Annotated in this window: 23 protein-coding genes; 9 read left to right on the forward strand and 14 right to left on the reverse strand. The window is 60.0% G+C overall.

Annotated features, from left to right (window positions below; all coding sequences use genetic code 11):
• Positions 1-151 precede the first annotated feature (151 nt).
• From C8K63_RS19680 to C8K63_RS19690, 3 genes are read right to left on the reverse strand one after another with little or no spacing between them, the layout of a single operon-like run.
• Positions 152-1057, reverse strand: a complete 906-nt coding sequence (locus C8K63_RS19680; protein ID WP_108218220.1) for an acyltransferase — start codon at positions 1055-1057, stop codon at positions 152-154.
• Positions 1058-3157 carry a phosphate acetyltransferase gene (pta, locus tag C8K63_RS19685; RefSeq protein WP_108218221.1) on the reverse strand — a complete coding sequence of 700 codons (2100 nt, stop codon included), beginning with the start codon at positions 3155-3157 and terminating at the stop codon, positions 1058-1060.
• 60 nt (positions 3158-3217) lie between these two features.
• Positions 3218-3544, reverse strand: coding sequence for a DUF3565 domain-containing protein (locus C8K63_RS19690; protein ID WP_108218222.1), 327 nt, complete (start codon positions 3542-3544; stop codon positions 3218-3220).
• Here C8K63_RS19690 and C8K63_RS19695 point away from each other — a divergent pair.
• The 3 genes from C8K63_RS19695 to C8K63_RS19705 all read left to right on the forward strand — a co-directional run bounded on the left by C8K63_RS19695 (position 3513) and on the right by C8K63_RS19705 (position 5922).
• A complete protein-coding gene (locus C8K63_RS19695; protein ID WP_007901600.1) occupies positions 3513-3998 on the forward strand; it encodes a peptidylprolyl isomerase in 486 nt (161 codons plus the stop codon). The genes C8K63_RS19690 and C8K63_RS19695 overlap by 32 nt on opposite strands.
• Before the next feature lie 122 nt (positions 3999-4120).
• Complete coding sequence (locus tag C8K63_RS19700; RefSeq protein WP_108218223.1) at positions 4121-4603, forward strand: glutathione peroxidase; 483 nt, start codon at positions 4121-4123, stop codon at positions 4601-4603.
• Between the two features lie 215 nt (positions 4604-4818).
• Positions 4819-5922, forward strand: a complete 1104-nt coding sequence (locus tag C8K63_RS19705) for an NADH:flavin oxidoreductase (RefSeq protein ID WP_108218224.1) — start codon at positions 4819-4821, stop codon at positions 5920-5922.
• A gap of 126 nt (positions 5923-6048) precedes the next feature.
• On the opposite strand, the gene C8K63_RS19710 is transcribed toward C8K63_RS19705, so the two are convergent.
• The gene (locus C8K63_RS19710) at positions 6049-7248 is read right to left on the reverse strand and encodes a glycosyltransferase family 1 protein (RefSeq protein WP_108218225.1); all 1200 of its coding nucleotides are present in this window, start codon (positions 7246-7248) and stop codon (positions 6049-6051) included.
• 57 nt (positions 7249-7305) lie between these two features.
• Positions 7306-8058 (reverse strand): sulfate transporter CysZ, encoded by a 753-nt coding sequence (gene cysZ, locus C8K63_RS19715; RefSeq protein ID WP_108218226.1) that lies wholly within the window; start codon positions 8056-8058, stop codon positions 7306-7308.
• Between the two features lie 315 nt (positions 8059-8373).
• Here cysZ and trxB point away from each other — a divergent pair, with 315 nt between their 5' ends.
• Entirely contained in the window at positions 8374-9330 is a 957-nt protein-coding gene (trxB, locus tag C8K63_RS19725; RefSeq protein WP_057716403.1) for a thioredoxin-disulfide reductase, read from the forward strand.
• A 167-nt stretch (positions 9331-9497) separates the two neighbouring features.
• Here trxB and C8K63_RS19735 read toward each other — a convergent pair whose 3' ends face one another.
• The 7 genes from C8K63_RS19735 to C8K63_RS19765 all read right to left on the reverse strand — a co-directional run bounded on the left by C8K63_RS19735 (position 9498) and on the right by C8K63_RS19765 (position 14095).
• Positions 9498-10748 (reverse strand): aspartate aminotransferase family protein, encoded by a 1251-nt coding sequence (locus tag C8K63_RS19735; RefSeq protein ID WP_108218228.1) that lies wholly within the window; start codon positions 10746-10748, stop codon positions 9498-9500.
• Between the two features lie 247 nt (positions 10749-10995).
• Positions 10996-11334: a HopJ type III effector protein gene (locus C8K63_RS19740; RefSeq protein ID WP_108218229.1), complete on the reverse strand. Its 339-nt coding sequence runs from the start codon at positions 11332-11334 to the stop codon at positions 10996-10998.
• Complete coding sequence (locus C8K63_RS19745; protein WP_108218230.1) at positions 11327-11623, reverse strand: DUF1244 domain-containing protein; 297 nt, start codon at positions 11621-11623, stop codon at positions 11327-11329. The genes C8K63_RS19740 and C8K63_RS19745 overlap by 8 nt, the downstream gene beginning before the upstream one ends.
• Positions 11624-11719: 96 nt before the next feature.
• Complete coding sequence (gene folX, locus C8K63_RS19750; RefSeq protein ID WP_108218231.1) at positions 11720-12091, reverse strand: dihydroneopterin triphosphate 2'-epimerase; 372 nt, start codon at positions 12089-12091, stop codon at positions 11720-11722.
• A gap of 2 nt (positions 12092-12093) precedes the next feature.
• On the reverse strand, positions 12094-12654 hold the full coding sequence (gene folE, locus C8K63_RS19755; RefSeq protein ID WP_108218232.1) for a GTP cyclohydrolase I FolE: 561 nt from the start codon (positions 12652-12654) through the stop codon (positions 12094-12096).
• A gap of 20 nt (positions 12655-12674) precedes the next feature.
• Complete coding sequence (gene folM / locus C8K63_RS19760) at positions 12675-13385, reverse strand: dihydromonapterin reductase (RefSeq protein ID WP_108218233.1); 711 nt, start codon at positions 13383-13385, stop codon at positions 12675-12677.
• A gap of 140 nt (positions 13386-13525) precedes the next feature.
• Positions 13526-14095 carry an antibiotic biosynthesis monooxygenase gene (locus C8K63_RS19765; protein WP_108218234.1) on the reverse strand — a complete coding sequence of 190 codons (570 nt, stop codon included), beginning with the start codon at positions 14093-14095 and terminating at the stop codon, positions 13526-13528.
• A 212-nt stretch (positions 14096-14307) separates the two neighbouring features.
• On the opposite strand from C8K63_RS19765, the gene C8K63_RS19770 reads away from it, so the two are divergent.
• Entirely contained in the window at positions 14308-15267 is a 960-nt protein-coding gene (locus C8K63_RS19770) for a MerR family transcriptional regulator (RefSeq protein WP_108218235.1), read from the forward strand.
• 3 nt (positions 15268-15270) lie between these two features.
• Here C8K63_RS19770 and C8K63_RS19775 read toward each other — a convergent pair whose 3' ends face one another.
• Both C8K63_RS19775 and C8K63_RS30380 read right to left on the reverse strand, forming a co-directional pair.
• Positions 15271-15876, reverse strand: coding sequence for a hypothetical protein (locus tag C8K63_RS19775; RefSeq protein WP_108218236.1), 606 nt, complete (start codon positions 15874-15876; stop codon positions 15271-15273).
• A gap of 54 nt (positions 15877-15930) precedes the next feature.
• Entirely contained in the window at positions 15931-16101 is a 171-nt protein-coding gene (locus tag C8K63_RS30380; RefSeq protein WP_158273958.1) for a hypothetical protein, read from the reverse strand.
• Positions 16102-16256: 155 nt separating this feature from the next.
• Between C8K63_RS30380 and C8K63_RS19780 the strand changes: the two genes are divergently transcribed.
• The 4 genes from C8K63_RS19780 to C8K63_RS19795 all read left to right on the forward strand — a co-directional run bounded on the left by C8K63_RS19780 (position 16257) and on the right by C8K63_RS19795 (position 19730).
• Positions 16257-16712, forward strand: a complete 456-nt coding sequence (locus tag C8K63_RS19780; protein ID WP_108218237.1) for a flavodoxin — start codon at positions 16257-16259, stop codon at positions 16710-16712.
• Positions 16713-16938: 226 nt separating this feature from the next.
• Positions 16939-17721: a class II aldolase/adducin family protein gene (locus tag C8K63_RS19785; protein ID WP_108218238.1), complete on the forward strand. Its 783-nt coding sequence runs from the start codon at positions 16939-16941 to the stop codon at positions 17719-17721.
• Positions 17721-18623, forward strand: a complete 903-nt coding sequence (locus tag C8K63_RS19790; RefSeq protein WP_108218239.1) for an alpha/beta fold hydrolase — start codon at positions 17721-17723, stop codon at positions 18621-18623. Before C8K63_RS19785 ends, C8K63_RS19790 begins: the two co-directional genes overlap by 1 nt.
• Positions 18624-18818: 195 nt before the next feature.
• Positions 18819-19730, forward strand: a complete 912-nt coding sequence (locus tag C8K63_RS19795) for an SDR family oxidoreductase (RefSeq protein ID WP_108218240.1) — start codon at positions 18819-18821, stop codon at positions 19728-19730.
• Positions 19731-19764 lie beyond the last annotated feature (34 nt).

A 19764-nucleotide genomic window follows, 5' to 3' on the forward strand; every position in this document is an offset into this window, starting at 1 on the left:
CCGATGAGTGATCATCGGCGTTTTTTTTTGTTCTTGAAAACGCCTTCGCTGGCAAGCCAGCTCCTACAGGTTGGAAGGTGATCACAAATTTTGTGAACGACGCGATCCCTGTAGGAGCTGGCTTGCCAGCGAAGAGGCCAGTACAGGCACCTCAAGACTTCGCTGGATACTCGCGGTGCATCTGTTCGAGCAACGCATCCTTGTCCTGCCACAGCTGATTGATCCAGCCCTGAAATTGCAGGCGGTATTCACCGTCCTGGTCATAGTTCTTGCCAATGAATTGCGGCGCAATCTTCAGTTCTTCAAAGTGCACCACCACATCCGCAACGTTCCCACACAGCAAGTCCCAGAAACCCGGGCGCCCGGCGGGGTAGTGGATGGTCACATTGACCAGGGATTCAAGTTGTTCGCCCATCGCATCCAGCACAAACGCAATGCCTCCGGCCTTGGGCTTGAGCAGGTACTTGAAGGGTGACTGCTGCTGGGCATGCTTACCCTTGGTGAAGCGCGTGCCCTCGACGAAATTGAAAATGCCCACCGGGTTGTCGCGGAATTTCGCGCAGGTCTTGCGCGTGGTTTCCAGGTCCTTGCCTTTCTTTTCCGGATGCTTCTCCAAATAAGCCTTGGAGTAGCGCTTCATGAACGGGAAGCCCAGTGCCCACCAAGCCAGGCCGATCACCGGAACCCAGATCAGCACCTGCTTGAGAAAGAACTTCAGCGGTTGGATGCGTCGGTTGAGCACGTATTGCAGCACCAGGATGTCAACCCAGCTCTGGTGGTTGCTGGTGATCAGGTACGAGTGCCGATAGTCGAGGCCTTGCAGGCCGCTGATGTGCCAGCGGGTGCGGCGGACGAGGTTCATCCAGCCTTTGTTGATACTGATCCAGGCTTCATGGGTATGACTCATCAGCCAGTGCGCGAGGCGCTGGGTGAGGGCGAACGGGAGTGCCTTGACGAGTGCCACGCAGAACAGGAACGAACAGAGCAAAATCGTGTTCAGTGCCAACAGCAGCGAGGCGATCACGCCTCGCAGCGCAGCAGGTAGAAAATCCAGCATTTACACATCCATAGGTCGGTTGGCTGCCTGGATCGCGGTCAACGCGATGGTGTAGACGATGTCATCGACCTGCGCGCCGCGCGGCAAATCGTTCACCGGTTTGCGCAGGCCTTGCAGCATCGGCCCGAGGCTGACGCAGTCGGCGCTGCGCTGCACGGCCTTGTGGGTGGTGTTGCCGGTGTTCAGGTCGGGGAACACGAACACCGTGGCACGACCGGCCACCTGACTGTTCGGCGCCAGTTGCCTGGCCACGGTTTCGTTGGCAGCGGCGTCGTACTGCAATGGGCCGTCGATCAATAATGAGTTCTGTTGTTCGTGGGCGAGCAACGTCGCTTCGCGGACCTTCTCGACTTCTTCACCGCTGGCCGACTCACCGCTGGAGTAACTGATCATCGCCACTCGTGGAGTGATGCCGAATGCCGCCGCCGAGTCGGCGCTTTGCAACGCAATCTCGGCCAGTTCGCTGGCGCTCGGGTGCGGGTTCATCACGCAGTCGCCGTAAACCAGCACTTCTTCCGGGAACAGCATGAAGAACACCGAAGACACCAGCGTGCAGCCCGGCGCGGTCTTGATCAGTTGCAGGGCTGGGCGGATGGTGTTGGCCGTGGAGTGAATGACTCCGGACACCAGCCCGTCGACCTCATCCAGCGCCAGCATCATGGTGCCGATCACCACAGTGTCTTCCAGTTGTTGCTCGGCCATGGGTGCGTTGAGGCTTTTGCTTTTACGCAGGGCGACCATCGGCTCGACGTAACGCTCGCGGATCAGGTCTGGATCGAGGATTTCCAGCCCTGGCGGCAACTCGATACCCTGGGCGCGGGCGACGGCTTCGACATCCGCCGGTTTCGCCAGCAATACGCAACGGGCAATGCCACGGGCCTGGCAGATCGCGGCAGCCTGCACGGTCAGCGGCTCGCTGCCTTCGGGCAACACGATGCGCTTGTTGGCCGCCTGGGCGCGCTGGATCAATTGATAGCGGAAAACGGCTGGCGACAGGCGCATCTCCCGTGGTGTACCGCAGCGCTGGTGCAGCCAGTTGGCGTCGAGATGACTGGCGACGAAGTCGGTGATGATTTCGGCGCGCTCGCGGTCATCGATAGGGATTTCCTTGTTCAGGCCATTGAGCAGGTTGGCGGTGTCGTAGGAGCCGGTACTCACTGACAGCACCGGTAACCCGGCCTGCAGGGCGCCGCGGCACAGGTCCATGATGCGTGGGTCGGGCAGGGTGTCGCTGGTCAGCAGCAGGCCGGCCAGCGGCACGCCGTTGATCGCCGCGAGGCTGACGGCGAGGATGATGTCGTCGCGATCGCCGGGGGTCACCACCAGCACGCCGGGCTTGAGCAACTCCACGGTGTTGCGCATGGTGCGGGCGCAAATGATGATTTTGGTCATGCGCCGGGTTTCATAATCACCGGCGTTGAGCACTTGCGCACCCATCAGGTCGGCGACGTCGCGGGTGCGCGGCGCATTGAGTTCCGGCTGAAACGGAATGCAGCCGAGCAGACGGAAATCACCGCTGCGCAGCAACGGCGAATGCTCTTTAAGACGGGCGGCGAAGGCGTCCATGCTCTCGTCAGTCTTGACCTTGTTGAGGATCACGCCGAGGACTTTCGGATCCTTCGGACCACCGAACAATTGCGCCTGCAATTCAACGCGGCCGGAGAGTTCGGCCAGCACTTCGTTTTCCGGAGCCGAAACCAGAATCACCTCGGCATCGAGGCTCTTGGCCAAATGCAGGTTGACCCGCGCGGCATAACTGGCACTGCGGGTCGGCACCATGCCTTCAACCACCAGCACGTCTTTGCCGACGGCTGCTTGCTGGTACAAGGTGATGATTTCTTCGAGCAACTCATCAAGCTGGCCGTCGCCGAGCATCCGCTCGACGTGCGCCAGACCCAGCGGTTGTGGCGGTTTCAGACCATGCGTGCGCGCCACCAGCTCGGTGGAGCGCTCAGGGCCGGTGTCACCTGGATGCGGTTGTGCAATCGGTTTGAAAAAGCCGACCTTGAGGCCGGCGCGCTCAAGGGTACGCACCAGCCCGAGGCTGATGGAGGTCAGACCCACACCAAAATCGGTGGGTGCGATAAAAAAAGTTTGCATGCGGATTCTCTAAAGGAGCATTGCAAAGGCGATGACCTATAACTGGTCGTCTACCGAAATTCAGTCGCCAAGGTTATCGCTAACCGAGCCTTGTGCGCACCAACCACAATCAAAGGGCTGGCCTATTTTTTCCTGGCGCTGCGCAGGGTCCATGACCCAGGCGCGGGATTGCCAGGGTGGCTGGTGCCGCAGGTGTTGGGTGTGGCCGCAGGAAAGCTCGGCCACCCAGTGTCCGTCCTCGTCCTGATGGAAGCCTGTGATCGTCGAATTCCGTCTGTCCGGGTTGTGTTCGCTTTCGGACGATTGCTTCGCTAAACTTGGCCTTTCAATCTTCTTATGCAAAAGGTCTCGCCCCATGCTGATCGCCGCCAATAAGGCTGTCTCCATCGACTATACCCTGACCAACGACGCTGGTGAGGTCATCGACAGCTCCGCCGGCGGCGCGCCGCTGGTCTACCTGCAAGGCGCAGGCAACATCATCCCGGGCCTGGAAAAGGCTCTGGAAGGCAAGGCCGTCGGCGACGAGCTGACCGTAGCCGTTGAACCGGAAGACGCTTACGGCGAATACGCTGCCGAACTGGTCAGCACCCTGAGCCGCAGCATGTTCGAAGGCGTCGATGAGCTGGAGGTGGGCATGCAGTTCCACGCTTCCGCACCGGACGGCCAGATGCAGATCGTGACCATCCGTGATCTGGACGGCGACGATGTGACCGTCGACGGCAACCACCCGTTGGCCGGTCAGCGCCTGAATTTCCAGGTCAAGATCATCGACATCCGTGACGCCAGCCAGGAAGAAATCGCTCATGGTCACGTCCATGGCGAAGGTGGCCATCACCACTGATTTCTGCGCTAAGCTCAGATAACTGGAGAGGCGCCTTGTGGGCGCCTTTTTAGTCTGCGGCTGTCCCTGACGGCATCGCCAAGTGGCTGTTTCGAAGAGAACACGGGAATCTGGAGTACGCCATGAGTGCTTTTCACGACCTTAAATTGACAGCCCTGGATGGTCAGGAGCTACCTCTGGCGCCTTTCAAAGGCCAAGTCGTGCTGGTGGTCAACGTCGCCTCCAAATGCGGCTTGACCCCGCAGTACGCGGCGCTGGAAAACCTCTACCAGCAATACAAGGCCAAAGGCTTCAGCGTGTTGGGCTTGCCGTGCAACCAGTTTGCCGGGCAGGAACCCGGGACCGAGCAGCAGATCAAGGATTTCTGCAGCCTCAACTATGGCGTGACCTTTCCGTTGTCCAGCAAGCTGGAAGTCAACGGGCATGATCGTCATCAGTTGTACCGCTTGCTGGCAGGCGAGGGCGCGGAGTTTCCCGGCGACATCACCTGGAACTTCGAGAAGTTCCTGCTGGGCAAGGACGGCCGCGTACTGGCTCGGTTCTCGCCACGTACGGCGCCAGATGATCCGACCATCGTTCATGCGATCGAAAAAGCGCTGAGCTGATCCCCCCTGTAGGAGCGAGCTTGCTCGCGATGGTCGTCAACGATAACGCTGCAAGCCTGATACGGCGCGGCGTTCTCCAGTCCATCGCGAGCGAGCACGCTCCTACAATATTCCCTATCTTTTGATCCTTAATCACTGCAATCAATAATGCTGTTCAGTGCGTTGGACTCTCCATATTATCGCCGTCATAAAGTTATTTTTCCGTGGAGCGTCCCATGCCCGTCAAAGCCCTGTTCAAACCGTTCCACCTCGGCACCCTTGAACTGCCGACCCGCGTCGTCATGGCGCCGATGACCCGCTCCTTTTCCCCGGGCGGCGTGCCCAACTCCAAAGTGATCGAATACTACCGTCGTCGCGCCGCTGCGGGCGTCGGCCTGATCGTCACCGAAGGCACCACCGTCGGTCACAAGGCGTCCAACGGCTACCCGAACGTTCCGCATTTCTACGGTGAAGCGGCACTGGCCGGCTGGAAGAAAGTCGTCGACGCCGTTCACGCCGAAGGCGGCAAGATCGTTCCGCAGCTGTGGCATGTGGGCAGCGTACGCCGTATCGGCACCGAGCCGGACGCCAGCGTGCCGGGTTATGGCCCCTCGGAAAAAGTGAAGGAAGGTCAGGTCGTGGTGCACGGCATGACCAAACAGGACATCCAGGACGTGATCGCCGCGTTTGCCCAGGCCGCCAAGGATGCCCAGAGCATCGGCATGGACGGCGTGGAAATCCACGGTGCCCACGGTTACCTGATCGACCAGTTCTTCTGGGAAGGCAGCAATCTGCGTACCGACGAATACGGCGGCAGCCTGGCCAGCCGTTCGCGCTTCGCCATTGAATTGATTCAGGCCGTGCGTGCCGCGGTCGGTGAAGGTTTCCCGATTATCTTCCGTTTCTCCCAGTGGAAACAGCAGGACTACACCGCACGTCTGGTGCAAACCCCGCAAGCCTTGGGCGAGTTCCTCAAGCCGCTGGCGGATGCGGGCGTGGATATTTTCCACTGCTCGACCCGCCGTTTCTGGGAGCCGGAGTTCGACGGTTCCGAGTTGAATCTGGCCGGCTGGACCCGTCAACTCACCGACAAGCCGACCATCACCGTGGGCAGCGTCGGCCTGGATGGCGAGTTCCTGCAGTTCATGGTCAACACCGACAAGGTCGCACAACCGGCCAGTCTGGAAAAATTGCTGGAGCGTCTGAACAACGACGAGTTCGACCTGGTGGCCGTTGGTCGTGCGTTGCTGGTGGACCCGGACTGGGCACAGAAAGTGCGCGACGGCCGTGAAGAGGACATTTTGCCGTTTAGCCGTGAGGCGTTGATGACGCTGGTTTAAGCGGCGATTGGACTTACGCTTTCGCGAGCAAGCCCGCTCCCACAGGTAACCGAGTTATCTCAGAGAGATGAGGTCACCTGTGGGAGCGGGCTTGCTCGCGAAGACTGACTAAAGAGCACTACAAAATCAGGGGACAGTCGGTGCATTCGGCACCACCATCTCCCCGGCACAGGCCCCACGCAACTGCCCCTCGAACTGCTCGATGATCGTCGCCCAGCCTTGGCGACTGGCGTGCTGGCGCGCATTGAGCCGTACATTGCGCAAGGCTTCCTGTTCCTCCAGCAGCCATGCCGCTGCATCGCAGAACGCTTCTTCATCCCCCGGCATCGCCAGTACGCCGTTGTAGCCATGACGAATATGCTGGGCGGCTGCCGCCTTGTCGTAGGCCACCACGCCGAGCCCCGAGGCAAGTGCTTCAAGCACTACATTGCCAAAGGTTTCGGTCAGGCTCGGAAACAGAAACACATCGCCCGAAGCGTAGTGACACGCCAGGGCTTCACCCCGTTGGGTGCCACAGAAAATCGCCTCGGGGATTTCGTTTTCCAGTTCCTGGCGCTGTGGGCCATCGCCGACCACGATCAGTTTCAGGATGCGCTTGGGATAACTCGCCTTGAGGGTATTGAAGGTGCGCTTGAGCAGGCCGAGGTTTTTTTCCGGGGCCAGGCGTCCGACATGAATGACGGCGATGTCTGCTTCGGCCAGTCCCCATTGCTCGCGCAGGGCATTCAAGCGTTTGGCCGGGTGAAACAGTTCGCTGTCGACGCCTCGGGACAGCAACGCCAGTCGTTCGAAATGACGTCGCTCCAGTTCCAGACGCTGGCTGACGCTGGGCACCAGGGTCATGGTCGAGCGGTTGTGGAACCAGCGCAGGTAGTGGGTCAGCAGGCGCGTGAGCAAACCCAGCCCGTACTGGTTGGAGTACTGCTGGAAATTGGTGTGAAAACCGCTGACCACGGAAATCCCCAGTCGCCGTGCCGCACGCAAGGCCGACAGACCCAGTGGCCCTTCGGTGGCGATGTAGAGCACATCCGGGCGGTGACGCGTCCAGCGCCGCAGCAGTTTGTGCATCGACGACTGACCCCATTGCAGGCCGGGATAGCCCGGTAGTGGCCAGCCGCGGCACAGCAGCAGTTCATCGTCGCTGCCCAGCTGTTGGTCGCAGCCCTGACGCGGTCGCACCAGTTCCACCTGATGCCCGCGCGCGCGCAAACCGTCGCACAAGCGACCCAGGGTATTGGCCACGCCGTTGATTTCCGGAGGGAAGGTTTCGGTGATCAGAGTGATATGCAGAGCTGTCGTCATGACCCCAGTGTCGACCGGGGCCATGTCGTCAGTGTGACGTCAGGATGATGGATTTGTGACTGCGGTACCGGCGCTGATGGCTCAGCGCTGCGCCACCAGGCTTTCCGCGCCGCGTTCACGCACCCAGAACAACGTCGCCCCGGCCACGGCGGCCGGCATCATCAGGATGTTGACCACCGGGATCAGCAGCACCAGGTAGACGATGCCGCCGAAGCTCATGCTTTGCCAGCGCTTTTGTCGCAGCCAGGCAAGCATCTCGTTCCAGCCCAGCTTGTGGTTGTCCGCCGGGTAGTCGATGTACTGGATCGCCATCATCCACACCCCGAATAGCAGCCACAGCGGCGCGGCGATGATGTTCACCACCGGGATGAAGGACAGGATGAAGAGGCCGATCGCCCTTGGCAGGAAATAGCCGAGCTTGCGCATTTCTCGGGCCAGGGTGCGCGGGATCATCGCAATCAGTTCGCCCCAGCTGAAGGCCGGGAAGTCGTCGGTGCCGCACACCACTACCTCGACTTTCTCCGCCAGAAAGCCGTTGAATGGCGCGGCAATGACATTGGCGAGCATGGTGAAGGTGAAGAACACCATCAGTACGACGAGCACCACGAACAGCGGCCAGAGGATGTAGCTGAGAAAACTCAGCCAGTCGGGCAGGGACGGCATCAGCGTGTCGACCCACAGGCTGAATTGATGGCCGGCCAGGTAGATCAATCCGACGAACAGCACCAGGTTGATCGCCAGCGGCAACAACACGAACAAACGCAGGCTGGGGCTCAGCACCAGCTTGAGGCCTTCGCGCAGGTATTGCGGGCCGGACAGAACGGGGGCAGGCATGATGTGCTCCGAGCAGAGGGAAAACGCGCCGACCTTACCGGCTTTGCTTCATGTGCGAAAGCGCGGCAGTGGTATCGACATTCACTGTAACAAAGACGTCGATATCGTCGGTCAGATGGCATAGAGACCACCTATGAGCTGGATTGTTAATCCGTATTTCCTTAATCTTCGCCCCCTCGATACGCTGCACCCAATCTTTTTACAGGACGGTCGGGTTCAAGCCTTCCCCAAGTGCTTTCAACCGTTCTTTTTTATTCCAGCCGGCAATCCGGCGTTCCGCGCCAGGTGTTCCGGGCCGGTCAACAGGAGCAGGTCATGTCTGAAGTCCGTCATTCGCGAGTGATTATTCTCGGTTCCGGCCCTGCCGGTTACAGCGCCGCGGTCTATGCCGCCCGTGCCAACCTCAAGCCACTGCTGATCACCGGCATGCAGGCCGGCGGTCAACTGACCACCACCACCGAAGTCGACAACTGGCCGGGCGACGTCCACGGCCTGACCGGTCCGGCGCTGATGGAGCGGATGCGCGAGCACGCCGAGCGTTTCGAAACCGAGATCGTGTTCGATCACATCAATGCCGTGGACTTCGCTGCCAAGCCGTACACCCTGACCGGCGACAGCGCGACTTACACCTGCGACGCCCTGATCATCGCCACCGGCGCCAGCGCCCGTTACCTGGGCCTGCCGTCCGAAGAAACCTTCATGGGCAAAGGCGTTTCGGCCTGCGCGACCTGCGACGGTTTCTTCTACCGCAACAAGCCGGTTGCCGTGGTCGGCGGCGGCAACACCGCTGTCGAAGAGGCCCTGTACCTGGCCAACATCGCCAGCAAGGTGACCCTGATCCACCGTCGCGAAACCTTCCGCGCCGAGAAGATCCTGATCGACAAGCTGAACGCCCGCGTTGCCGAAGGCAAGATCGAGCTGAAGCTGAACGCGACCCTGGACGAAGTACTGGGCGACAACATGGGCGTGACCGGTGCGCGCCTGAAGAACAACGACGGCAGCTTCGACGAAGTGAAAGTCGACGGCGTGTTCATCGCCATCGGCCACACTCCGAACACTTCGCTGTTCGAAGGCCAGTTGACCCTGAAAGACGGCTATCTGGTTGTGCAGGGCGGTCGTGACGGCAACGCCACCGCCACCAGCCTTGAAGGCATCTTCGCCGCCGGTGACGTGGCAGACCACGTGTACCGCCAGGCCATTACCTCGGCTGGTGCCGGTTGCATGGCGGCACTGGATGCCGAGCGTTACCTCGACAATCTGCAGAACGCTTGATTCTGCATACGTTGAAATAAAGAAAACCGGCTTCGGCCGGTTTTTTCATGCCCGCGAAAAATACGATGAACATGTAGGAGCGAGCTTGCTCGCGATGGTGTATCAGCCACATTGTTGTCGACTGACACTCCATCGCGAGCAAGCTCGCTCCTACAGGGACTGTCTGTTCAGGTCAGTTTTGCAAGGCAGGCTTCAAGGATATCCAACCCTTCCTCCAGCACCGCAGCCTCGATGGTCAACGGCGCCAGCAAGCGAATGATGTGCCGTGATTTGCCACTGGGCATCAGCAGCAGGCCCGCGTCCCGCGCCAGTGCCAGCAATTGGGTCAATTGTGCCGGTGCGGGAGAGCCATCGGCGTTGATCAGCTCGATGCCACGCATGGCGCCGACGCCGGTCAGGCGTCCCAGGTACGGCGTCAGCTTGTTCGCGCGCCAGGTTGCATGGCGGCCGACAATCGCTTCTTCCTGTTGCGTGCCCCAGGTGTGCAGGTTGGCATCGGTCATTTCGTCGAGGGTTGCCAGTGCCGCAGCGCAGGCGATGGGGTTGCCGGAGTAAGTGCCACCGAGTCCGCCCTTGGGCAAGTTGTCGAGCAGCGACTTGCGCCCGACCACCGCACCCAGCGGTACGCCGCCGGCGATGCTTTTGCCGAGCAGGATCAGGTCCGGCTCGATGCCCAGTCGCGAGAACGCGAAGCGCTGGCCGGTTCGGCCGAAACCGGACTGGATTTCATCGGCGATCAGCACAATGCCCTTGTCGTTGCAGAACTTGCGCAGTGCCTGGGCGAACTCGGCCTCCATGGCCAGGAAACCCGCTTCGCCCTGCACCGGTTCGACGATAAAGCAGGCGACGTCTTCGACATCGATCTCGACGCTGAACAGGCGCTCCATGGCTTTGAGGGCCTCGGCACTGGTGACGCCGTTGTCTTGGCTGGGGAAGGGCAGGTGAAACACCGGCCCCGGCAGCACGCCGACTTTCTGTTTGTAGGGCGCGACTTTGCCGTTGAGGTTCAGGGTGGCCAGTGTGCGGCCGTGGAAAGCGCCGTCGAAGGCAATGACCGCGCTGCGGCCGGTGGCGCCACGGACGATCTTCAGGGCGTTTTCCGCTGCTTCCGCGCCGCTGTTGGTGAGCATGCCGCTGACCGGGTAACCCACCGGCATGAACGCGCTGAGGCGATCCATCAGTTCGAGGTAAGGCACATGGGGCGCTGCATTGAACGCGTAATGGGTCAGTCGGGTGGCTTGTTCGCGGATGGCCTGGACGATACGCGGATGGCAATGGCCGAGGTTCAACACGCCGATGCCGCCGACAAAGTCGATGTAGCGTTTGCCATCGGTGTCCCAGACCTCGGCGTTTTTGCCGTGGCTGAGCGTGACAGGGTGAACGATGTTGATCGACTGGCTGATGGATTCGCTGCGCATGGATGACCGGCTCGGAAGAAGGAGGACTTCTTTTTATCTAAGCCGTGAGCGGAGGTATGGGGCAAACGAAATAAAGTTGCCGGGTCAATCTTAAAAGTCTGGATGTGTTTCTGATCAGTTCCGCGCCGTGAACGCAGAACCTGTAGGAGCGAGCCTGCTCGCGATGGTGGTGAACGATTACGCGTAAACCAGAGGCCCGGCAGTGCTCTTGAGTTTTTCGCGAGCAGGCTCGCTCCTACAATTTGAATCAGCGGCGCGTCAGTGGCTGTTGGGTGAACTTCACACCCGCCAGGCCATGAGCAATCAACGCGCGGATATTGCCATGGTCGCTGCCTTCCGGCGTCGCCAGCACCGAGCGGTAATGCTCACCGAACGCCAGCAGGGCTTCTGCATCACTCAAGCCTTCGAGCAGCGCAAGACCCAGGGTCTTGCACGAGCCTTCGTTCTGCCCGGCCGCGTTTTCCACGCCACCATTGTTGAAAGCCTGAGGCTGGTAGTCGTAACCGGCAGTAATGAACGCCAGAGTCTCGGCGAAGGCGTGTTCGCCGCTGTTGAGGCTGGCGCGCAGGGTGTTCAAATCACTCATTGGGTTTTCCTTTGGCGAACGCCGCCTGTTGTTCGGCGCTGGCTTCTTGCTGAAATTGGGCTTTCCACTCGGCGTACGGCATGCCGTAAACCACTTCGCGGGCTTCGTCGAGGCTGACCTCGATCTGGCGTTCGTCAGCCGCCGCCTTGTACCACTTGGACAGGCAGTTGCGGCAGAAGCCCGAGAGGTTCATCAGGTCGATGTTCTGCACATCCTTGCGGCTGTCCAGATGGGCCACCAGCCGGCGAAAGGCGGCGGCTTCGAGTTCCAGGCGTTGTTGGTCGGTCATGGCGGTCTCTGCGAGACAGCTTCAAGCGGCACGCTTGAAGCTGCAAGTTGGATGACGGTGGCTGCAAGTTTACAGCTTGGCGCTTGTAGCTTGAAGCTAGCGGCTCGCTGCCAGCGTAATCGACACCGACTCGGCGAATCGTAGCGCGTGGGGCTTGTCGACCTCGACCTCGGCGTAGAGCACCGATGCGTTGGCCATCACCAGGTCGAGAATCTCCTGGGTCAGGCGTTCGAGCAGCGCAAAGCGGTTGCCTTCCACATGGGCGATGATCGCCTTGGTGATCGTGCGGTAGTTCAACGCGTGATCGATGTCGTTGTCCCGTACCGCTTCCTGGGCTGCGTACAGAATGGTGAGGTTGATCAGCACATCCTGCTTGTTGAGGATTTCATCCTCGTTGATGCCGATGTAGGTACGCAGGCACAGGTCTTTGACCCGGATGCGTGCCATGCCTGGCTGAAGTTGTGGCATTGCTACTTGCTCCGTCCAATCAATTGCAGGAACTCCTGGCGGGTGTTGCTCGACTCGCGGAAGGCGCCGAGCATCACCGAGGTGTTCATGGTCGAATTCTGTTTCTCGACGCCGCGCATCATCATGCACATGTGCTGCGCTTCGATGACCACTGCGACACCGGCCGCGCCGGTCACTTGTTGCACCGCGTCGGCGATTTGCCGGGTGAGGTTTTCCTGGATCTGCAGGCGCCGGGCGAACATGTCCACCAGTCGCGCAATCTTCGACAGGCCCAACACCTTGCCGGTCGGAATATAAGCCACATGCGCCTTGCCGATGAAGGGCAGCATGTGGTGTTCGCAAAGCGAGTACAGCTCGATGTTGTCGACGATGACCATTTCATCGTTGTCGGAGGCGAACAGCGCGTCATTGACGATCTCTTCGACACTTTGCCCGTAGCCATGGCAAAGGTACTGCATGGCTTTGGCCGCGCGCATCGGCGTATCGAGCAAACCCTCGCGGTCGGGATTTTCGCCGAGGCCGATAAGGATCTCTCGATAATTCTGGGGCAGGGATAACGTCATGGAAAATCCTCGCGGGACACTTATTTGATGTGCCGTCCGCCGTTGACGGTCAGGGTGGTGCCGGTGACATAAGGGTTGTCGAGCAGATAGCGCAGGCTCTGGTAGATCACTTCGCAGCCGGGTTCGATGCCCAGCGCGGACTTGGCCAGCACCTTGGCGCGGTAGGCCGCGTCGTCTTCAGGGTTGAACAGTAGCAGGGCCGGGGCGATCCCGTTGACCTTGATGGCTGGCGCGTACCTGGCGGCGAAGGACAGGGTCAGGCTGTCGAGCCCGGCTTTGCTGGCGCAATAGCCGATGTGCTTGCTGCTGCCCTTGCGGGTCACGTCATCGCTGATGTGCACGATGTCAGCGGGGCTTGAGCGTTGCAGCAGGTCGGCGCAATGCAGGTTGATCAAGTAAGGCGCCAGCATGTGCACACTGAACATGCGGGTGAATGCCGCGGCGTCGGTGTCCGGTGTTTCGGCCAGCCATTCGGAGGCGTTGTGGACAATCGCCCGCAAACGGTCGGTGTGGGTTTTCAGCTCGCTGATGAAGGCCAGGATCCCGGCCTCGCTGGCGAAGTCGGCGAACACCGCTGTGGCCCCCAGATCGCGCAGGGCTTGTACGCCGGGACGTTCGCTGCGGTAGCTGAAAATCACGCGCTGGCCATCTTCCAGCAGTCGCCGGGCGCAATGCAGGCCGACACGCTGGCCGGCGCCGGTAATGAGGATAGGGGCTGCGGAAGAAGTCATGAACGGCTCGCGTCGCGGTGAGAACAAAACTATACCAGCGAGGAGTCGCGAGATGTCTCGGAAAAGATCGCAGCCTTCGGCAGCTCCTACGGGCCGCCATCTGTTACCGATTTGCAGGAGCTGGCGAAGCCCGCGATCTTTTAGCGGTTTTGCGGTACTGAGGTCGTGGGCAAATGACGTGTCGGCGTGCTGTTGAGCCAGCCGGCCAGCAAACGCGTCGACAACGGAATGAACAGGTAAACCATCAGCGGCGTCAGGCACAGGGTGCTGACGAGCACGCGGGGCAGCAGCGCCATCTCACTCAGCAGCGAACCCAGCGCAAAGTTGAACAGCAGGGAAACCGGAAAGAACGCCAACCAGATTGCCACGGCCTGTTTCCAGCGCGGCGGGCGTTGACCGACGGCACCGAACCAGCCCTCGATGCCGCTGACCCGATGTTCCGTCGGGTGGGCGAACAACTCGCTGCCGCGTCCGAGCCAGGCGGTGCGCGAAGCGCAATGCTCCCAGGCATGCAGGGTCTGCTCGTCGGCGAAGCGGAAGATAATCTGGAATTCGTCATCACCGGGTGGCGGTGCGAGTACGCCGGAGCCAAGGTAGCCAGGAAAGTCGGTGGCCAGTTGTTCGCCTTCGCGCAGCCAGGCGATCAGGTCTTGATAACGTCCATTGGCAACGCGGCGTGCAACCATCAGCGTGACGGGAGGGGTAGACATCATGCATCTCCGTAAGACATTTGCGTCGCTCCGGATAGGAACTTCGCCAGGCGCAGCGCCGGGGTAGTGGGCTGCGGCTTGAAACAAGCAAGGATTATTCCTTGTTTTGCCGGTTTCGTCTTTGAGCGTTTTTTTTCGATTATGAACTTGAATTGTTATGGGGCAGGGGAGTTAAATTGGGATCCCATCTGCACATGGACATACAATCCCAGATGCCTGTCCTTACCGACGTAGTTTCAGGTGTGCCGCGGACTGTCTCCCTTGAACAGGAACAGCTCTATCCGATTCGCGAGGTGGCGCGGCTGACAGGCGTCAATCCGATCACGCTTCGAGCCTGGGAGCGACGTTATGGCCTGATTGTTCCAATGCGCACCGAAAGTGGGCATCGCCTGTATTCGCTGACCGATATCGAACGGGTCCGCAATATCCTCGGCTGGGTCGAGCGCGGTGTAGTCGTCAGCAAGATTGGCAGGATCCTGGCCAAAACCCAGCCGCTCCAGGCGTTGTCGCACATTATCCCCAACAACCTCGTGGAAGCCGATTATGCACAGTGGCAGCAGCAGGTTCTTGCTGCGGTCAACGGGTTTGACGACATTCGGCTGGAGCAGGTCTACGGGCAAATCTTTTCCAGTTACGCCCTGCCGGTGGTGTTTCAGGACATTCTGATCCCTGTCTGGAAGCAATTGCTGCAACGACAGGACCAGTTCGGCGGGACCAGCGAGTGGCTATTCCTGGATGGATTTTTGCGTTCCCGGGTGGTGCAGCGTCTGTTGTTGCTGCGAGACAAACAGCCGCGTCGGGTGGTCATCTGTGCCTTGGTTGGCCATTGCCGCGAGCTGGAACTGTTGGTCGCCGCCCTGTTCCTGAGTGCCGGGCCAGTGGCCGTTCGCGTGCTGAACATTGGTCAGCCGTTCGATGAGCTGGCGCTGACATGTGAAAGGCTCAAGCCCTTGGCGCTGGTGCTGTTTTCCAATCATGTGCCGGCTCCCGAGTTGCCGCGGCGCTTGAATCGCCTGGTCATGAGTCTGGATTGCCGATTATTGTTGGCCGGTGATGCTTGCGATCTGGTACAGGAGAGCCTGGCCGGGTCATCGATCGGATGCCTGGGCAATGAGGGGGAGGTCATGAGCCAGCGTCTGAAGCAGTTCCTGGCGGGTAGACTGGATACTTGAGGTTCAGAGATGCAGCGCGGGATGAGTCAACCGATGCTGTTGCAGGATGAACTGGCGCAGGCGCTCGGTTTCGTCCGTATCGCTCTGGCTCAGTTGATAGGCATAGAAGCCCTGTTCGTTTTCTTTCTCGAAAGTGCCACGCAAGGCAATCCGCTCATAACCTGACGGGCTGAACCACAAGGCGAAATGCTTCGGTGGCTTGGTCTTGTTGCGAACCTCCAGCAAAACCCCTTTGCACGATACTTCGTGCACCCACAGGGTGCCGGTTTGACCCTTGGCGTTTTCCAGTGCTACCGGTTCGTCCAGTACCAGGCGCCAAGGCCGGACCATCGGTCCGTCTTCATAGATGCTCGGCACGCCGAGGCGCAGGTGCAGCGCATGGAACTCGTCTTCCACAAGGTGCAGGGGGAAGGTCATTTGCTGGTTTTCGAAGCTGGCTTGAATGGTGACCTGCTCATGGGCCGCCAGGCGGGTGAGCAGGTCACGAATTTGCGATCCCCCGTTGACGAGCAGGCTCGACGTCGCGTCCCGCACATTGAGTTGCGGGTTGTGTTGCATGCTCTGGATGAAATCCAGCTCATCCTGGGTCAGGAGTGCGTCGCGTTGCATGGTCAGCCCGAAAGATATAATTACAAAGTCAGCGGTGATTCTAGTTACTGACCATTAATTCTGGATTTGGTTTTTGCCGTTCGTCGCCTTGAGCGCCGTCAGTTCGGCCTGGAGTTCAGCCAACTGCGCTTCAAGCTGTGTCACGCGCTGTAGTGTCTTGACCTGCGCGGTGACATCTTTCTGCACGCCGACAAAGTAGGTTTGCCTGTCCGCTGGATTTTTCACCGTTCGTCGTTGGAAGTGTTGATCGCCATTTGCAGCAGTTGTGCATTAATCATCGGAGTATCCTTTCCTGATTGATTGTCGATTGCATTCTAAAAGAACAATCACGACCGTGCTGTTAATATCCGGGTCTTTGACTCGGATTCAGGATCAGATTGATGAAAGTCGCCATCATTTCCGGCTCGGTGTACGGCACGGCCGAAGAAGTTGCCCGCCACGCCGCCAGCCTGTTGAAAGCCGCCGGTTTCGAAACCTTTCACAACCCGCGTGCGACCCTCGCCGAAATCCAGGCGTATGGCCCCGAAGCCTTTCTGGTGGTGACGTCGACCACCGGCATGGGCGAGCTGCCGGACAACCTGCAACCGCTGTATTCGACCATTCGCGACCAATTGCCAGCGGCCTGGCGCGGTTTGCCAGGCGCGGTGATCGGATTGGGTGATGCGAGTTATGGCGATACCTTTTGTGGCGGCGGCGAGCAGATACGCGAATTGTTCGGTGAACTGGGCATTCGCGAAGTACTGCCGATGCTACGCCTGGATGCCAGCGAAAGTGTGACCCCCGAAACAGACGCCGAGCCTTGGCTGTCGGACCTGATCAACGCACTGCGCACCTGATCGTTGCCCCGGCACCCATGCCAGTCAGGGTTCTGACAGTACGGTAAAAAACCGCCTGTCAGACCATCGCTGGCGCCGGTCGTTTGACATGGATCCAGGGTGGCCGGGGGACTGACTCGCAGGGTCACCAAGCTGGCTGCGAATGCAAGTACACGAACCTCAAGGGGTGACTAGACTCGGTAAACATAGGAAACACTCCATCATAAAAAAACCGAGGTTCCTTGCCGTGACTGTCGATCCTGTCCAATCGCCTCACAGTGTCAAACACCAGGTCAGTGCTGCCGAGTGGCAGACCCGCGTCGACCTGGCGGCCTGTTATCGCCTGGTCGCTCAACACGGCTGGGATGACCTGATCTTCACCCATATCTCCGCCAAGGTGCCCGGCACCGAAGACTTCCTGATCAATCCGTTCGGGTTGATGTTTCATGAAATTACCGCGTCGAACCTGGTCAAGGTGGATCAGGCCGGCAACAAGCTGATGGACAGTCCTTACGAGATCAATCCGGCGAGTTACACCATCCACAGCGCCGTGCATGAAGTTCGTCACGATGTCGTCTGCGTGCTCCACACCCACACGGCTTCAGGGGTGGCGGTGTCGGCACAGAAGCAGGGCGTTTTGCCGATCAGCCAACAGTCGTTGTTCGTGCTTTCCAGCCTGGCCTACCACGCCTACGAAGGCGTGGCGCTTAACCATGATGAGAAAGTGCGGCTGCAGGCCGACCTCGGTGAAAACAATTTCCTGATGCTGCATAACCACGGTCTGCTGACCTGCGGCAGCACCATCGCCGATACGTTCCTGATGATGTTCACCTTTGCGCGTGCCTGCGACATTCAGGTCATGGCGCAAAACGGTGCCGCTGAACTGATTGCCATCGAACCGCAGATTCTGGCTGGCGCCAAAGCCATGATCGCGGGTGTCACCCGAAGTGCTCAAGGCATGGGCGGAGCGCTGGCATGGCCGGCGCTGCTGCGCAAACTCGATAAACTGGACCCGGGCTATAAACTCTGATGGAACTCGCCGAGATCCCCCTGTGTGTCTGGCGCAAACGCAGCCAGACGTTCGTATTCCGTGATCAAAGCATCCGTTACTGGACAGCAGGGCAGGGTGAGCCGCTGTTGCTCATTCACGGCTTCCCGTCCGCCAGTTGGGACTGGCATTACTTGTGGCAGCCTTTGAGTCAGCGGTTTCGCGTGATCGCTTGCGACATGCTGGGCTTCGGCGATTCGGCCAAACCTGCGAATCACGAATACAGCCTGCTGGAGCAAGCGGATCTGCAACAGGCACTGCTTGAACACCTGAATGTCGAACAGCCGGTGCACCTGTTTGCCCACGATTACGGCGACAGCGTGGCCCAGGAACTGCTGGCCCGGCATTACGAGTCGCGGGTGGAACTGGCCAGTTGCGTGTTTCTCAATGGTGGTTTGTTTGCGGAAACCCATCGCCCGGTATTGATGCAAAAACTCTTGCTCAGCCCTTTGGGCTGGATGATTGGCCGCGCCTTCAGCCGTGATGGTCTGGTGAGAAGCTTCCGGCAGATTTTCGGTCCGCAAACCCGCCCCAGTGAAAGCCAGATGGATGACTTCTGGAGCCTGGTCGAAAGCCATCGCGGACCACGGATCATGCATAAATTGATCGCCTACATCCCGGAGCGACGCGTCTGGCGCAACCGCTGGGTGAGCGCGATGCAACGCGGTGAAGTGCCGCTGCGGGTGATCGATGGCGGGGTTGATCCGGTTTCCGGCGCGCACATGGTCGAGCGTTACCGGGAGCTGATCCCGGAGGCGGACACGGTGGTGTTGCCCGACATTGGCCACTACCCACAGATCGAGGCGCCCTGCGAGGTGCTCAAGCACTACCTGGCGTTTCGCGATCAACTGCTGTTGCCACCGCGCAAGGTGGCGTGTTCCTGATTCGCAGCGTTGAATCTGCTGTGCCTTTTTTGTGGTGAGGGGGCAAGCCCCCTCGCCACAGGGTCCATGTCCATTTCTCTATCAATCATCCCCCAGCCTTATCGCGCACTATTCAGCCTCCCCCGTGTTCATTGTGACCTGCCGCGCGGTGCCGGAAACTCGGACTCATTGTCCCCTGGCCTGCTGGAGTCCTCCATGAATGAGTCTGTGCGCTTCGAAGATAAAGTCGTGATCATCACCGGAGCCGGTGGCGGCCTGGGACGGGCGCATGCCCTGCTGTTCGCCAAACAGGGCGCCAGGGTGCTGGTCAACGATCTTGGCGGCTCGGCCCAGGGTGAGGGCGCCAACGCCTCGGCCGCCGACCGCGTGGTGGCGGACATTCGCCAGGCGGGTGGCATCGCCGAGGCCAACCACGACTCGGTCACTGACGGTGACAAACTGGTCCAGCACGCCCTGGACGTCTTCGGTCGAGTCGACGTAGTGGTCAACAATGCCGGGATCTTGCGTGACAAGACCTTCCACAAAATGGATGACGCCGACTGGGACCTGGTTTACCGCGTCCACGTCGAAGGTGCCTACAAAGTCACCCGCGCCGCCTGGCCGCACATGCGCGAGCAAAACTACGGCCGGGTGATTTTCACCGCGTCGACCTCGGGCATCTATGGCAACTTCGGCCAGTCCAACTACGGCATGGCCAAGCTCGGTCTCTATGGCCTGACCCGCACCCTGGCCATCGAAGGCCGCAAGAACAACATCCTGGTCAACGCCATCGCCCCCACCGGCGGCACACGCATGACCGAAGGCCTGATCCCGCCGCAAGTCTTCGAACAGCTCAAGCCGGAACTGGTCAGCCCGCTAGTGGTGTACCTGGCCAGCGAGAACTGCCAGGAAACCTCCGGTCTGTTTGAAGTCGGCGGCGGCTGGATGGGCAAGGTCCGCTGGGAGCGCAGCCTCGGTGCCGGGTTCGATCCACGGACGGGTTTCTCCCCGGAAGACGTGGCGGCGCACTGGCAGCAGATTTGCGACTTCGAAGGCGCGGCGCATCCGAAAGACAACATCGAAGCGTTGAAGGAAATGATGGGGAATTTGCAGAGGTATACGCTCTGAAAGCGCCGGCAAGGTCACATTGACTGACCTTGCC

The sequence above is a fragment of the Pseudomonas sp. GV085 genome, assembly GCF_003050925.1.
Taxonomy (GTDB): Bacteria; Pseudomonadota; Gammaproteobacteria; order Pseudomonadales; family Pseudomonadaceae; genus Aquipseudomonas.